Below are 14,267 nucleotides of genomic sequence, written 5' to 3' on the forward strand. Positions count from 1 at the left end.
GCCAAAAGGTACGACAAGCCTAATGGCTGTTGTCGGGCAGAACCGCTTGCCCGACCTACTTGCTATTTTTATTCAACTTATTGATTAATATTTAATTAATCCTCTTTTTAAACCAAACTTTTCAATTTATACAGCCAATCTAAAGCCTGCCTAGGGCTCAGTTCGTCGGGTTTGACTTCTTCTAGCAGGGTGACTGCCGGGTGGCATTCGGGGGCGGAGAACAAGTCCAGTTGGTTGGTGCCGGTTTCTTTTTGCTGTTCTTGGTAGGCCATGTTTTCTAGGTGTTGTAGTTTGTGTTTGGCTTTTTCAATCACTTGCCGGGGTACACCTGCTAGGGCGGCGACTTGTAGGCCGTAGCTTTGGCTGGCGGCGCCTTCTTTGACGGCGTGTAAAAAGATAATCCTGTCGTCATGCTCCATGGCATCTAGGTGGACGTTGTGGATGATTTTCTGCTCTTCCGCTAAGGTGGTCAGTTCAAAGTAATGTGTGGCGAACAGGGTGAAGGCTTTGCATTCTTTCGCCAGATAATCGGCGCACGCCCAGGCTAAGGACAGGCCGTCGAAGGTGCTGGTGCCGCGGCCTATCTCATCCATCAGCACCAAGCTTTTGGCGGTGGCGTTGTGGAGGATGTTGGCGGTTTCTGACATTTCCACCATAAAGGTCGAGCGGCCGCCGGAGAGGTCGTCGGACGCACCGATGCGGGTAAAGATTTTGTCCACTGGGCCGCAGTGTAAAGCTTTGGCAGGGACGTAGCAGCCGATATGGGCGATGAGGACGATTAAGGCGGCTTGGCGCATGTAGGTCGATTTACCGCCCATATTAGGGCCGGTGATGACTAGCATCCGCCGTTGTGGGGAGAAAACCAAGTCATTGGCGATGAAGGGAATGTCGGAGACTTGCTCAACCACTAAATGCCGCCCGCCCGTGATGCGGATGCCCGGTTTGTCGCTTAGCACGGGTTCGGCGAGGTTGAGGCTGTCGGCGCGTTCGGCAAAGTTGGTCAGCACGTCCAGTTCCGCTAAGGCGGCGGCGCAGTGTTGCAGCGGCACGAGGTCTTCGGCGATGGTGGTCAGTAGGCCGTCGTAGAGGGCTTTTTCACAGGCCAGGGCTTTGTCACGCGCACTCAGGACTTTGTTTTCAAAGGCTTTCAGTTCTTCGGTGATATAACGCTCCACGCCTTTTAGGGTTTGTTTGCGGGTGTAATGGGCGGGGATTTTCGCGCTGTGGGCGTTGGCGATTTCGATGTAATAGCCTTGGACGCGGTTGTAGTTGACTTTGAGGTTGGCGATGCCCGTGGCGGCTTTTTCCCGCGTTTCCATGTCCAATAAAAATTGGTCGGCGTTTTGGCTCAGGTCGCGCAATTCGTCCAATTCGGCGTTAAAGCCCGCCGCCAATACGCCGCCGTCGCGGATCAGCACGGGTGGGTTGTCGATCAGGGCAGTTTGCAGTAAGTGCAATAAGGCGGGCTGCTCGCCGATGTGGCCGCGTAACTGGGCAATTTGCGGGTTATCGCTGTCGGCCAGGCAGTGTTGCAAGTCGGGCAAGACGGCTAAGGTGTTGCGCAGTACCAGCAAATCGCGGGGCCGTGCCGATTTTAAGGCTACCCGCGAGCTGACCCGCTCAATATCGCCGACTTGTCTGAGTAAGGTCTGTACGGCTTGGTAATGGAGGTGGTTGAGCAGGCTGCCGACACAGGCATAGCGGTTTTTCAGCACCTCATGGTCACGCAAGGGGCGGTTGAGCCAACGGCGCAGGCAGCGGCCACCCATGGCGGTGGCGGTTTTGTCCAGCACCCCGAACAAGGTGTATTGCAGTTGTCCGGTCGGGTGGCTGTCCAGCTCCAAATTACGGCGGCTGGCAGCATCGAGCAGGATGCAGTCGTCGGTTTGTTCGACACGGATGCCTTGGATATGCGGTAAGGCGCTTTGTTGGGTGTCCTTAACGTATTGCAATAACGCCCCGGCGGCGGCGATGGCGGTGTGCAAAGTGTCGCAACCGTAGCCTTTCAGGTCTAGGGTGTTAAATTGCCTAAGCACCAATTGCCGGGCACTGGCCGTGTCAAAATGCCAAGGCGGGCGTTTGCATAAGCCGCTGCGCTGTTTAAGGGCGGCGGGGGCTGACCAGTCTTCGCCGAATAACAGTTCGGCGGGGTTTAGCCGGGCGATTTCGCTCAGCAGTTGGTCTTCGCCGTTGAGTTCTTGCAGGATAAACCGCCCGTTACTTAAGTCCAGGCTGGCGATGCCGTAGGTTTGTTGGTTTTGGAACACCGCCACTAAGAGGTTGTCCTTACGGTCTTCCAGCAAGGCTTCGTCGGTGACGGTGCCGGGGGTGATGATGCGCACCACTTTGCGCTCGACCGGGCCTTTACTGGTGGCGGGGTCGCCGATTTGTTCGCAAATCGCCACCGAGAGGCCGTGTTTTAACAGGCGGGCGAGGTAGTTTTCCGCCGCGTGGTAGGGGATGCCTGCCATGGCGATAGGTTCGCCCGCCGAACTGCCCCGGCTGGTCAGGGTGATGTTGAGCAATTGCGCGGCTTTTTTGGCATCGTTAAAAAACAGCTCGTAAAAATCGCCCATGCGGTAAAACAGCAGGGTGTCGGGGTAATCGGCCTTGATGCGGAAATATTGCTGCATCATGGGGGTGTGCGGTGTCGGGCTGGAAGTCATTAACAAATAACGGCAAAGGTGGATGGGGTTGGGCTGGTAGGGCTTAGGCTTCGCTCAGCACGAGTGACACTTCGCGGCTGCTGTGTCCGTGCAGATAAAACCCGCGCATTTCCAAAATGCCTTTGGTGTCTAGGGAGATGATTAAATACAGGGCATCGGGGTAGGCCGCCAGTTCCAAATCCGTCGCCGAGGGCAGGGCGGGGGCGTGGGGGTGGGAATGGTAAATGGCGAACAGGCTCTCGCCGTGCCCGCGCATGGCACTGAACGCGGCGATTTGTTGCGCCGGGTCGAGTAAAAACCGTTGCTCAGGCAACTCGGCAATGTTGGTGATGGGGTAGCAGCGGGTCGGTACGCCTGAGATAGCGCCCACTAAGCCGCAGACTTCTTGCTCTGGGGCAAGTTGGGCGTTATGTAGCAGTTGGTTGGCGATTTTGCGCGGTATTTGGATGGCTTCGGTCATGGGTGTACGGAGGGCTGAAAAGTAGAAGGGGTAAAGTTTAACATTTCAACCGCAACACATCGACTGTAACTCGATCATCAAGTTTTTAATATTAGAATAAGCAACTTAGCCACTAGATATTGGATTAGTATTTTAATTAAGTAAAAACAACAATTTGCAATGGAATCCCCTTGCTTGGAACGAAAGCACCGTAACCCGCCCAGACAAAAGACATCGGCAAGGGGGTTGCTGAACTTCCATAAAAGGAAGAAAAAACATTGTTTCTGAACAGAATTTCCTTAACTTAATGGCAGTGACCCCAACCCTCCCCATCAGGGGAGGGAGTTGCCCACCTTAACAAGCCTTAGCTCTCCGCTAATCTTCCCCACTATTTAGAGGTGACTTTATGAAAAACTTGATGATCGAGTATTAAAAACTGGCTTTGTTTTCCTGAAAATGATCCGGTAAACAAAGGGCAAGGCTGTGCATTAGATTTTGACTCATTGCCCATAGACATACCCGATTAAAGCCAGTGCGGCTGGGCAAATCCGTGTTTTTAGCCGCATTTAACCCTTCATGCCGCACGATGGCAACTACCTAGCCCCTTCTGAGCAGCACCCTAGCCCCTCCAAAGGCCTAGTCCCAAACCGCAAAACCGTGCGCAACAAGAACCTGCCCTGCGTCCTGAGCATACTCGGCTGGGCGGTATCATCACCCATTACCGCCCCCACCCTTGCGGCTTCGCCCATGGAACGCGGAGGCTGGGAGGGGATTGCCGTACTTTCACCTGTGCAACAGATTTTATTTCATGCGCGGTCTTTAGTGGCCATCCACCTGTTCCGGTGGCATGGCAAACAATAAGTCGGCCAAATCATCGGCATGTTCTTCCTCCACCGCAAGGATAGATTCCAGCAGGCGCTGGGTGGTCGGGTCTTGGTTGCCCAAATACTGGATAACTTCCCGATAACTGTCGATGGCTATCCGCTCCGCCACAAGATTTTCCTTAATCATATCCACCAAAGTCACTCCTTCCACATATTCGGCATGGCTGCGGGCCAATAAACCTTCGGGTGAAAAATTGGGTTCGCCGCCCAGTTGGACGATGCGTTCGGCCAGCAGGTCGGCATGTCCTTGTTCTTCGTTCGAGTGCATCAGGAATTCTTCGGCCACCGCCTGGGAGTGGATGCCCCGCACCATAAAGTGATGGCGGCGGTAGCGCAACATGCACACAATCTCAGTCGCCAGCGCACCATTCAGCAAGGTAAGGACGGCCTCCCGGTCGGCGCCATAGCCTACCGTCACCGCACCCGCTTCAATATGTTGGCGGGCGCGTTGGCGCAGGGTAGGGGTATCGGTCATCACGAATTGGTTTGTCATTGTGTTCTCTCTTAGGGGTTTGTTAAAGGGTGGATAAGGCGTGGATACTAGCGGCAAAAGCCCGTGTGGTCGGTGCGTTGTGCCGCATAAAGCTAAGCCGCCCCGTCTGCAACCACCCCGGCCTATTGTGCTGTACCGTACCGACTCCGCTGAGTTTTCCGGTTAAAGTGTTTGCAAGGCCATAACCTAGCCTTAGGCCACCATCCTGTATTGCGGGATGGTTCAGTTACCTTTGACGGCACTTGCCATACTAGAGCGATACCCTATGAATCACTTAAAGCCCTTTGCTAATCAGGTGATGATATGAATAAAACGCTTTGCCTATTTTTTAAAGGGCAATTGGCACTATGTGGGGCTTGTTTGTTATCGGCGTGTTATCCGCTTACCGTGAACTTGAATGTCGCCACGGATAAGCCCATTGCCCTTTATTGGATTGTTGACAAACCCATCGCCGTTAAACTCGATGCCGACGTTGCGGTCACCAAACTGCCAGCCATACAAGCTGACGGCAATATCGGCATCACTAAGCTGCCGCCCATAAAATTGGCGCATTAAGGAACGTGCATGAAATAAAATCTGTTGTACAGGCGAAAGTACGGCAACCCCCTCCCAACCTCCCCCTTGTCAGGGGGAGGGGCTTTTTCCTCTAACTTTCGCCTGTACGACGGGGAAGCCGTTCGCTCCCTCCCCTGCCAAGGGCGACTGCATGGATGCAGGAGGTAGAGCAACGCAGGAGCGGTTGCCGAGAGGGCTGGGGTGGGGTTGAACACGCTGAGGTGCAAAATGAACGCCAATTTTTGGGTAATACCGATAATAACCGCTAACGGAACAACCATCCGCTAGGGTTTTTGCCCGGCAAATTAGCCATTGATATGTGCGAAAGCGAACAGATAGGCCGTTGCACATCGTGCAAAATTTTCTAAACCCACTTGCTTGGAAATACATTATGACTCCTTCTGATTTATTAAGCGCGGACACCTTCGGGTACGCGGATGACCCGTCCACCTGTTGCCAGGAACCCCTGCAAGCCGGATCTAGTGCCGTGTCTTGGGGCGCCATTATGGCGGGGGCGGCGGGGGCGGCGGCTTTGTCGCTCATCCTGTTGATGTTAGGGATAGGCTTAGGGCTGTCCTCGGTATCGCCTTGGTCATATAACGGCGTAAGCGCGGCGGCTTTTGGTGTCTCGACCATTTTGTGGCTGATCGTCACCCAGCTGATTGCTTCGGGTATGGGCGGTTATCTTGCGGGCAGGCTCAGGACAAAATGGCTGGACGTACATACCGATGAGGTTTATTTCCGCGACACCGCGCATGGCTTCCTGGCTTGGGCCATCGCCTCGCTGGCGACCGCCGCGCTGCTCACGACAGTGATCGGCTCAATCGTTAGTGGCGGGGCACACATCGGCGCTGCCGCCATGGGCGACATGGCAGCCGTACATTCCGAAAAAGGCCGGCATGACAACGGTGTGATGGGTTACTTTGTCGATGCCTTGTTCCGCAAAGGCCCAAACGCGCCTGCCGCAGCAGATCCTACCCTAGCTGACCCTGCCATGGCTGAGCCCGAAACCCTCCTGCCACCCATGCCGCCAGCCAAGCCAAACAGAGGTGAATTGACCGCCGAAGTGGACCGTATTTTTAAAAATGCCATCCTAACCGGAGCATTGCCGCAAGAAGACAGCCGCTATGTCGGCCAAGTGGTCGCACAACGCACTGGCCTGAGCCAGCAAAGTGCAGAGCTGCGGGTCAATAGCGTCTATGAGCGTTTGCAGGCAAGGCTGCATGAGCAAGAAACAACGGCGAAAACCGTTGCCGATACTACCCGCAAAGCCTCTGTTTATGCCTCGCTCTGGCTGTTCATCTCGTTGCTGATAGGTGCCTTTGTCGCCAGTTTCGCCGCTATATTCGGCGGTCGGCAACGTGATCTGTAATTACAACCCACTTGTTTAGGAGAAAAATTATGCGCTCAATCCTTTTGTATTTTCTCGGCATCCCCATCCCCATTATTATCCTGATTGCGTTGTTCATGCATTAAATAGTCCATCCATCCCATGCCGATACCCGGCATGGGCAATTATCACCCGCTCAGATTGAGCTTAGGAGAATCACCATGATTAATGCCGCCCAAATTAAACCCGATATGCCCGTTGTTTGCTCCCAAGACGGCCAATTTGCCGTTGTTGACCACATGGAAGGGGCCAGCACCATTAAGCTGACAAAAGACAAAACCGGCCAGCACCATTACATTCCGCTAGCTTGGGTCATTTCAACCGAGAACGGCAAAGTCAAAATAGACCGTCCTGGCGACCAGGCTATGCAAGAGTGGTCAACCGTAGCGTAAAGCTATTCAAAAAGCCTGATTAAGCGCTTTAAAAAAGCCCCGATACCTTAAAGTGTCGGGGCTTTTTTATGTGCATGGGTTTATCCTGTTGTAGATATACTCTGAACGGTCAAGTTTTCGGTTTTTGGAGCGCGGGCATCTTGCCCGCAACTGGCGGGCAAGATGCCCGCGCTCCCTCCCACTAAAAACCGAAAACTTGACCGTTTGAAGCATAGGTATACGCAAGCATCCTGAAAGGTATTGCTTACTTTGATGTCGAGCCGCCCGCCTCTTAAGCCCTTTGCACAATGGCCTAATAATCTGTATTCTGTTATTACTGATACACCTTTGCTCTGGGGCGCAACGGTGCTGCCGCCCTAGCAATGCCTTTTTTATTTGCCGGAGCAGAACATGGACAACGGTCTATTTAACATTTTCATTTTCTTGGCGGCGGCCTGTGTGGTCGTGCCGCTGGCGAGCCGCTTTAAACTCGGCTCGGTGCTGGGCTATTTGGCGGCGGGGGTGATTATTGGCCCGTTCGGTTTGGGGCTGATGGGCGATACCACGAAAATCATGCACTTTGCCGAGTTCGGCGTGGTGATGATGCTGTTTATCATCGGCTTGGAACTGGAACCGGCCTCGCTGTGGCGGTTGCGTAAGGCCATTGTCGGCTTAGGCGGTTTGCAAGTATTGCTGACCAGCGCGGCGTTTACCGCCATCGGCATGGCTTTCGGCTACTCTTGGCAACTCAGTTTGGCGGCGGGCATGGCCTTATCGCTATCGTCCACCGCCTTGGTGTTGCAGATGCTGCAAGAAGCGCGGCTAATGGACACCACCATCGGCGAGACCGCGTTTGCCGTGCTGTTGTTCCAAGATATTGTCGTCATTCCGATACTGGTCATCATGCCGTTACTGGCGCGGCATGGTGTGCCTGCCGCCATCCAGAACCACGCCAATCTGATCGCCAGTTTGCCGGGTTGGCTGCAAGCGCTGGTGGTCACCGCTGTCATTGCTGGGGTAGTGGTCGCCGGACGGTATTTGTCGCACTATTTGTTCCGCGAAGTCGCCAGAACCCGCTTGCGCGAGGTGTTCACGGCCTTGTCGTTGGCGATGGTGGTGGGCATCACCTTGCTGATGCAATCGGTGGGGGTGTCACCCGCGTTGGGGGCGTTTGTCGCGGGCGTGGTGTTGGCCAATTCCGAATACCGCCATGTTTTGCAGACCGACATCGAGCCGTTTAAGGGGCTGTTGCTGGGTTTGTTCTTTATTTCCGTCGGCATGGGCATGGATTTTGGCCTGTTCGCGGAGCAGCCGTTGCGCTTAGGTGTGACGATAGGGCTGTTAATCACCGTCAAAGGCCTGTTGTTGTTTATCCTGGCGCGGCTGTTCGGGCTGAACGGCCTAAACGGTTTGGGCGTGGCTTTCGCCTTGGCGCAAGGCGGCGAGTTTGCGTTTGTGCTGTTCCAATTTGCCGGGGGCTTGGCGATTCTGCCCGCCGCGCAAGCGCATTTACTGACCTTGGCGGTCGCCACCTCCATCGCCATCACTCCGGTGCTGATGCTGGTGTATAGCCGCTTTATCATGCCGCGTTTTATGAGCGTGTTGCCGGAGCAAAATTATGACCGTTTCGCCGAGGGCAATGCCATTATCATTGCCGGTTTTGGCCGTTTTGGTCAGGTCATCGGGCGGTTTTTGACCGCTCAAGGCATTAAGGCGACGGTGCTGGAAAAAGACCCCGACCAAATCGAGTTGTTGCGTAAATTCGGTTTTAAAGGCTATTTCGGCGATGCCTCGCGCTTGGATTTGCTGCACAGCGCGGGAGCGGCGAAAGCGTCGTTATTGGTGGTCGCGGTCGATGACCCGGAAACCAGTGTGGCCATCGTCAAACTGGCTAAAGCCGAATTTCCGCAGCTAAAAATCTTCGCCCGCGCCCACAACCGCCGCCACGCTTACGAGCTGGACAAGGCGGGGGTGGATTATTACAAGCGGGAAATCTTCGACTCCTCGCTGGCAATGGCGCAGCATATTATGGTGACGCTGGGCAACAGCGCCGAGGAGATGCGCATCAAGGCCGCACAGTTTAGGGATTATGACGATACCGCCCTGAAAGCCTCGTTCGCGTTTTTTGATAACGAATCGGCATTGGTTAATTTTGCGCGGATTCAACGGACGGAGTTGGAACGGATTTTACAGGATGATGCGGCGGAGGATGGGCAGTAAGGTGGGCAAGCGGTTCTGCCTGACAGTTGCCCATTCCGTCAGGATGAAGCCGCCCGTTTTAAGGTGATGGGTTGGGGCGATGGCGGTCTTGATGCTGTTCACATCCATATAATGTCTCCGGGGTTATAATTGATGATGCGGTCGTTGAACTCAACGTGGACGGTTTTTATTTGCTGATCCCATTTAATACAGCCCCGATCTTTATGCCTAATCAATGCTTCCCTGACCATTTCGAGTATGTCCTGACGGTATCTTTCCAATTTTTCAGGGATGCGCATTTTGGCGACACGCCAAGCGATATCATACGTCCCTTCGGCATTTTTTTTTGCCTGATCATAAGCATGCATCTTGATTTCTTCATTTTTCCAGTGGAGTTCCACAAACTTTGGCATTTCCCCACCGCCGCCGCTTCGGGTCAACCAAGCATCCCGTTCACGGTCTATCGTGACGTAGGCAGAACCGTATTTTTTTCTTTCCTGTTCATCAGTCAGGTATTCATTAGCAAAGGCCATGGCAGTTTCCTTTATTTCGAGCATCAAGTTTTTAACATTCGGATAAATAACTTAACCATCGTATATTGTAGAGCTATTTAAAACAACAAGCCGCGTAGGTCGGGCACGCTGTTTTGCCCGACAAAAGCCGTCCGGTCTCCCGTATCCTTGCCAAGCCATAGATGCCTTAAGGCGGGTATTTTGCAACGGGCGATAATGGAAAATGTCGGGCAAAACAGCGTGCCCGACCTACGCGAACTAAAAAAACGATAAGATTCAATCGCTATGCACATACACAATACTATTTGGCAATATGATGACCTGCACCAGTTGCGTAATTACCCGTATTTAAAAGCCCTAAACATCACCAGAACGCTCAGTGATCATGGCTATCCCAATGGATACGATATTGAGATTCTCTTAAGCCGCTATTCGGCGGGCAGCACGAAGGATTTACAGTTGGTTTTTATCGGGGCGGTGGATATTCATATCAGTCAGCAAGCAGGGCTGTTCGGTCTGTTTGTCACTATTGAGGATGTGGCAGACCGGCAGCTTGAAGAGATGAAATTTCGGGTGGTGGAGCAGGAAGAGGGGGTATTTTGCTTTTATTGTAAGGCATTTACTGCCAGCTTGGTTGAGCCGACGTAGTAAGGTATTGTTCAGGCGGATTGGTTGCCCCACTTGTAGAAACTTGGCCTAAGGCATTCATTATATGCGTAAACATCGTAGCCGCCGCATAGTAAAAAAGCTCCATAAGCGTTTTTTATGGGATATTCGGTATGACATAAGCCTTTCCGCCCTTTGGCGGGCAACCTTATTTCAAGCTGCGGACGGGGCGGTTTTTCCCATCGGGCAAGTGCCGTCCGCTAAGCTTCACAACAGCATACAAAAATACGGCTTACGTTTTTGCGTCATGCGCCAACGCATTGTCGGTACGGAATGGGTGCGGTTTATTTTTTATCCCGCCGATTTTCCCGAGCTTAGGATAGAATCAGAAAATCCCCTGCCTGGTAGCAAGGCTGAGCGGATAAGGCGTTAGCCGCGTAGGTCGGGCACGCTGTTTTGCCCGACAAAAGCCGTCCGGTTGCCTGTGTCCTTGCCAAGCCATAGATGCCTTAAGGCGGGTATTTTGCAACGGGTGATAATGGAAAATGTCGGGCAAAACAGCGTGTCCGACCTATGCGAACTGTATAGCGTACCTTACTTGACTGCGACAATACTATGCAAATACCATACTATTTTTTATATGCAATCAATTGGTTATTGATCGTTATCCCGTCGCATAACGCTTGGAATGCAATCAATGACACGGTATTTAGCCCGGTTGCTTGGGTGGCTTTTTTTCTGCCTCTTGCCGCCGCCTTGTTTTTGTTGCGCCCCTCCACCCACCAATACAAAGCCTTGCGGTGGATTTTGGTTTTTTTCTTCGGCTTGGAAGCGGCTTTGCTGCTTGCTAAAGGCCATGATTTTGCCGTGTTGCCGCTGGTCTTCGTTATCGCCCAATTGCTAAGGGCAAAGCTTCAGGGCGATGCTTGGCAAATTTGCGAAACAACAGGCGGAAAACCTGTGCTGACGCTGATATCTGGGGCTAAATCAATTATCTTTATCGTGCTGGTATTTTGTGGCGTGTTCGGGATGCTGAACTATTCGGGGTTTTGTTTCGAGACTTTCCGCTTTCTCTCTGACGAACAAAAAATACGGATTGCCGTGGCGGATAGGTTAAAAGCAGAACCGCCCAACCAGCAAAACCAGCAAAACCAACATGAGGCAACGGTTTCTTATCATTATCAAGATGTTGATGATTTTCTGCGTCTTAATGCCGAGTGTTGCCAAGTGTCTGGCGCGGATTTTTTCAGTGGTGTGCCGTTGGAATGGCTAGAAAGGCTGTGTGGCCGTTTATCCGATTATGTGTATGTCTGGGAACCCAGCAAATACAAGGATAAAAACATGATGCCAGACAACAGCGTACATATTGTTGCGCTAACCAATTGCGGTAAGGCTTGGAGCGATTTTTATTAACAGGCCTTGCATAAAATCAGCGTTCGCCTAAGCGTTTACCCCCCTTAGGAAAAACCGCCGCTTTCCTTCCCGTCTTAGCCCTTATGATACCCCCATCCAATTTATTCCTAAGAGGTTATCACAATGGCAGTCAGTACCGGGTCTTTTACTAAAGCAATCCACGGCGATATCAGAAATCTTGGCAATAAGGCCATCCTCTCTGATGCGACCTTGGTCATTAAGGGCTTTGAGCATGTCCAATTTTTGTGCAACAGCTTTCCTTGGCCTATTATCACCACCCAGCTAGCCATTGATGTGCCGGGCCCTTTGGGGACAAAAATGGTGCAGCCTGGTCAGGCTAAAACGTCTTACAGCGGCCCGATTACCTTTCAAGAAACCGTTGCGGGCACTTGCGACCAATTTTTGTTGGATTTGATCAGCCAAGGTGGGGTGTTTGACGCGAAAATCTACGAAGGTACGCCACGCGCGTATCTGCGCTATAAGGTAATTGAGCAAGCCCATATTTATATGGAAAAACCGCCGCAACGCGATTGGGGTTCCGCCACGTTACTGATTTTTTCAGGCCAGCTCAATTATCACTACTATGGCGAAACGGTTGACGGCGCCGCGACTTACGGTTAAACCATGACCTTAACCGAATTGGTAAACCGCTTTTTGGTGAATGAGCGGCCTTTAGGGGTGGTGCTGGACGAGCGGGTGGTGATGGCGCAGGCCATTGCCGCCACGGTCTATTATGACGGTTATATCCGTCTGGCCAGCACCCCTGCCGCTATTGACGAAACGACGGCGCTGAATAATTTCGAATGGGCGCTGATCCGCCCGTTATTTTTGCTGTATGTGGAGCGGGAGACGGCGCTGTATTTGGAGGCGGCGCAAGTCATGGGGGTAACGTTATTTGGCCGGACTTCGGAAATGGTGCAGACGGCGATTGCTGCTGCCGAATCGGGCTTTAATACGCAGATCAATAACGTGCAGAATATAACCGCGTCATGATCATCACCTTAGAAAACGGCAAGACGGTGCGCGGCGATTTGCTTAAAAAGGCCGTGGTGCGCTCGGATTTGGCACCGATTCCGCTGACGTTTGAAGGGCAGATTCGGGTGACGGGGGATACGGGCAAGTATTTGGCGGAAGGCCGGACGCTGACCGTTAACCAAGATGTGTTTAAGATTATCGCCAACCCCGAAGACACTAAGGCGCAGTTGGTGCAGGGTAAGCAGGGGGTGGAGTTTAAGCAGGTTATCGCTTTGCTCAATAATTGCCATACGGCGGCGTTTATCAGCGCTAAGGCGATTATTAAGGAAAAAACCTCGTTGGCGGCGATTTATAAAGCCGCCGGGGCGGGGTTGGCGGGGATAGACGGCGATGTCACCGTGCCGTATTTCTGTTGTCTGGCGGGCAGTTGCCCGACTTTTCCGCTGGCCCAGGTGTTGCAGGAGCAAGGCGGGGTGTTGCGCTGGAAAAACGGTAAGATGGCGTTTTTCCGCATTGGCGATTTGTTTAACCAAAAGCCGGTGCTCACCTTGCCCGATACCGGGGCGGATACGCTATCGAACGGGTTTCTGGCGCGGCATACCGTGCCGTCTTTTTATTCGCTGGCCGATGACGGCAGTTTTATCTACGGCAACCGTGATAAGACCCGCAGCAGTTATTATGTGCCGAACAAAAATGCCCAGCAGTTGCAGAATATGTCACGCTGTCTGATCCGCCGTAAAATCATCAACCGCATTGATTTGGCCCCGGCGATTGCGGCGGGGGATTTAATCGGTTTTGCGGGCGGGCAGGCGTTGGCGGTGATTACCGCCGCGCATGTTTTTGAGTCCGACGGGGCGCACAGCAAACAATACACCCGGCTGTGGCTGGGGGAGGCTTTAACATGAGAAAACCTGCGGTTATCAGCAGTTACGATGCGGCCACGCGGACGTGCCGGGTATCTATCCCCGGTATTACCGATCAGGCGGAGGTGTTGCCGGAGGCGCATATCGAGTATGCGGTCGGCGATAAGTCGGCATTGACCGAGGTGCGGATTAAGGCGGGGGATTTGGTGTGGGTGGATTTTATTGATGACGACCCGCGCTATCCTATTATTACGGGCTACCGTAACCCGCGCACGGGTAACGCGACGGGGGTGCGCCGTATGCAGCAGCAGGGCATTGAGTTGACTGCCGACGGCACGTTAAAACTGACCGCCGATAAGATTGAGTTGGTCGGGACGACGAGCATTAAGGGCGATGTCGCCATCAGTGGCGGCGATTTGACCCATGAAAACATTAATGTCAGCTCTACCCATAAGCATTCAGGCGTACAAACGGGTAGCGGCATTACGAGTATACCGCAATAAGCGGTGGTTTTGTTTTAATCCCATCCCGTTATTTTTTACCGCGCTAGGCTACCACTGAATCCGGTGGCCACTTGGCGCGTTCCTGCTATGATTGTAAATGGACTTATTGACCACCCTGCACGACACCGCGCAACGTAAAGGCGCGGCCATCCTTTACCACGCATTGACCGCCGATAGTTGCGGCCAGATCATCATTTTAAAGCCCTGCGGCGAGAAAACCATCCGCGTCAGTTTTAGCAAGCCCGAAACCTGCCGGACTGCGTTTAAGCAGGCGTTGGAGTTGGTTTGCGCGTTAAATTGAGGGGCAAGGCCGCCCCGCCCCCCGCATAAGAAAACCCGCAAAAATCCCCGTTCCGGCTTGGGTTACTATACTCAGGTACGAGGATTTTTTAACTTTT

16 protein-coding genes are annotated in these 14,267 nt (G+C 53.0%); 11 read left to right on the forward strand and 5 right to left on the reverse strand.

Going from position 1 to position 14,267, the window contains the following annotated elements; genetic code table 11:
• Positions 1-107 precede the first annotated feature (107 nt).
• The 3 genes from mutS to CEK71_RS18525 form a co-directional block, all read right to left on the reverse strand.
• Positions 108-2,636, reverse strand: coding sequence for a DNA mismatch repair protein MutS (gene mutS / locus CEK71_RS18515; protein WP_088620768.1), 2,529 nt, complete (start codon positions 2,634-2,636; stop codon positions 108-110).
• Between the two features lie 73 nt (positions 2,637-2,709).
• Positions 2,710-3,126 (reverse strand): M67 family metallopeptidase, encoded by a 417-nt coding sequence (locus CEK71_RS18520; RefSeq protein WP_088620769.1) that lies wholly within the window; start codon positions 3,124-3,126, stop codon positions 2,710-2,712.
• A 798-nt stretch (positions 3,127-3,924) separates the two neighbouring features.
• On the reverse strand, positions 3,925-4,482 hold the full coding sequence (locus tag CEK71_RS18525) for a ferritin-like domain-containing protein (RefSeq protein WP_088620770.1): 558 nt from the start codon (positions 4,480-4,482) through the stop codon (positions 3,925-3,927).
• 303 nt (positions 4,483-4,785) lie between these two features.
• Here CEK71_RS18525 and CEK71_RS18530 point away from each other — a divergent pair, with 303 nt between their 5' ends.
• The 4 genes from CEK71_RS18530 to CEK71_RS18550 all read left to right on the forward strand — a co-directional run bounded on the left by CEK71_RS18530 (position 4,786) and on the right by CEK71_RS18550 (position 9,018).
• Complete coding sequence (locus CEK71_RS18530; RefSeq protein WP_088620771.1) at positions 4,786-5,037, forward strand: hypothetical protein; 252 nt, start codon at positions 4,786-4,788, stop codon at positions 5,035-5,037.
• A 391-nt stretch (positions 5,038-5,428) separates the two neighbouring features.
• The gene (locus CEK71_RS18540; RefSeq protein WP_198328319.1) at positions 5,429-6,409 is read left to right on the forward strand and encodes a hypothetical protein; all 981 of its coding nucleotides are present in this window, start codon (positions 5,429-5,431) and stop codon (positions 6,407-6,409) included.
• 179 nt (positions 6,410-6,588) lie between these two features.
• Positions 6,589-6,819, forward strand: coding sequence for a DUF2171 domain-containing protein (locus tag CEK71_RS18545; protein WP_088620773.1), 231 nt, complete (start codon positions 6,589-6,591; stop codon positions 6,817-6,819).
• A 390-nt stretch (positions 6,820-7,209) separates the two neighbouring features.
• Positions 7,210-9,018, forward strand: a complete 1,809-nt coding sequence (locus CEK71_RS18550; protein ID WP_088620774.1) for a monovalent cation:proton antiporter-2 (CPA2) family protein — start codon at positions 7,210-7,212, stop codon at positions 9,016-9,018.
• Here CEK71_RS18550 and CEK71_RS22815 read toward each other — a convergent pair.
• Entirely contained in the window at positions 8,986-9,126 is a 141-nt protein-coding gene (locus CEK71_RS22815; RefSeq protein WP_157679408.1) for a hypothetical protein, read from the reverse strand. The genes CEK71_RS18550 and CEK71_RS22815 overlap by 33 nt on opposite strands.
• Positions 9,117-9,530: a hypothetical protein gene (locus CEK71_RS18555; protein ID WP_088620775.1), complete on the reverse strand. Its 414-nt coding sequence runs from the start codon at positions 9,528-9,530 to the stop codon at positions 9,117-9,119. Before CEK71_RS18555 ends, CEK71_RS22815 begins: the two co-directional genes overlap by 10 nt.
• Before the next feature lie 264 nt (positions 9,531-9,794).
• On the opposite strand from CEK71_RS18555, the gene CEK71_RS18565 reads away from it, so the two are divergent.
• From CEK71_RS18565 to CEK71_RS18600, 7 genes are all read left to right on the forward strand, one after another.
• Complete coding sequence (locus CEK71_RS18565; RefSeq protein ID WP_088620777.1) at positions 9,795-10,157, forward strand: hypothetical protein; 363 nt, start codon at positions 9,795-9,797, stop codon at positions 10,155-10,157.
• A gap of 573 nt (positions 10,158-10,730) precedes the next feature.
• Positions 10,731-11,528 (forward strand): hypothetical protein, encoded by a 798-nt coding sequence (locus tag CEK71_RS18575; RefSeq protein ID WP_088620779.1) that lies wholly within the window; start codon positions 10,731-10,733, stop codon positions 11,526-11,528.
• Between the two features lie 123 nt (positions 11,529-11,651).
• Positions 11,652-12,149: a hypothetical protein gene (locus CEK71_RS18580; protein ID WP_088620780.1), complete on the forward strand. Its 498-nt coding sequence runs from the start codon at positions 11,652-11,654 to the stop codon at positions 12,147-12,149.
• A gap of 3 nt (positions 12,150-12,152) precedes the next feature.
• Entirely contained in the window at positions 12,153-12,521 is a 369-nt protein-coding gene (locus CEK71_RS18585) for a hypothetical protein (RefSeq protein WP_088620781.1), read from the forward strand.
• A complete protein-coding gene (locus tag CEK71_RS18590; protein WP_088620782.1) occupies positions 12,518-13,408 on the forward strand; it encodes a hypothetical protein in 891 nt (296 codons plus the stop codon). The genes CEK71_RS18585 and CEK71_RS18590 overlap by 4 nt, the downstream gene beginning before the upstream one ends.
• The gene (locus tag CEK71_RS18595) at positions 13,405-13,869 is read left to right on the forward strand and encodes a hypothetical protein (RefSeq protein ID WP_088620783.1); all 465 of its coding nucleotides are present in this window, start codon (positions 13,405-13,407) and stop codon (positions 13,867-13,869) included. The genes CEK71_RS18590 and CEK71_RS18595 overlap by 4 nt, the downstream gene beginning before the upstream one ends.
• Positions 13,870-13,966: 97 nt before the next feature.
• The gene (locus tag CEK71_RS18600) at positions 13,967-14,170 is read left to right on the forward strand and encodes a hypothetical protein (RefSeq protein ID WP_088620784.1); all 204 of its coding nucleotides are present in this window, start codon (positions 13,967-13,969) and stop codon (positions 14,168-14,170) included.
• Positions 14,171-14,267 lie beyond the last annotated feature (97 nt).

The organism is Methylovulum psychrotolerans, from assembly GCF_002209385.1.
GTDB classification, from domain to species: Bacteria; Pseudomonadota; Gammaproteobacteria; order Methylococcales; family Methylomonadaceae; genus Methylovulum; species Methylovulum psychrotolerans.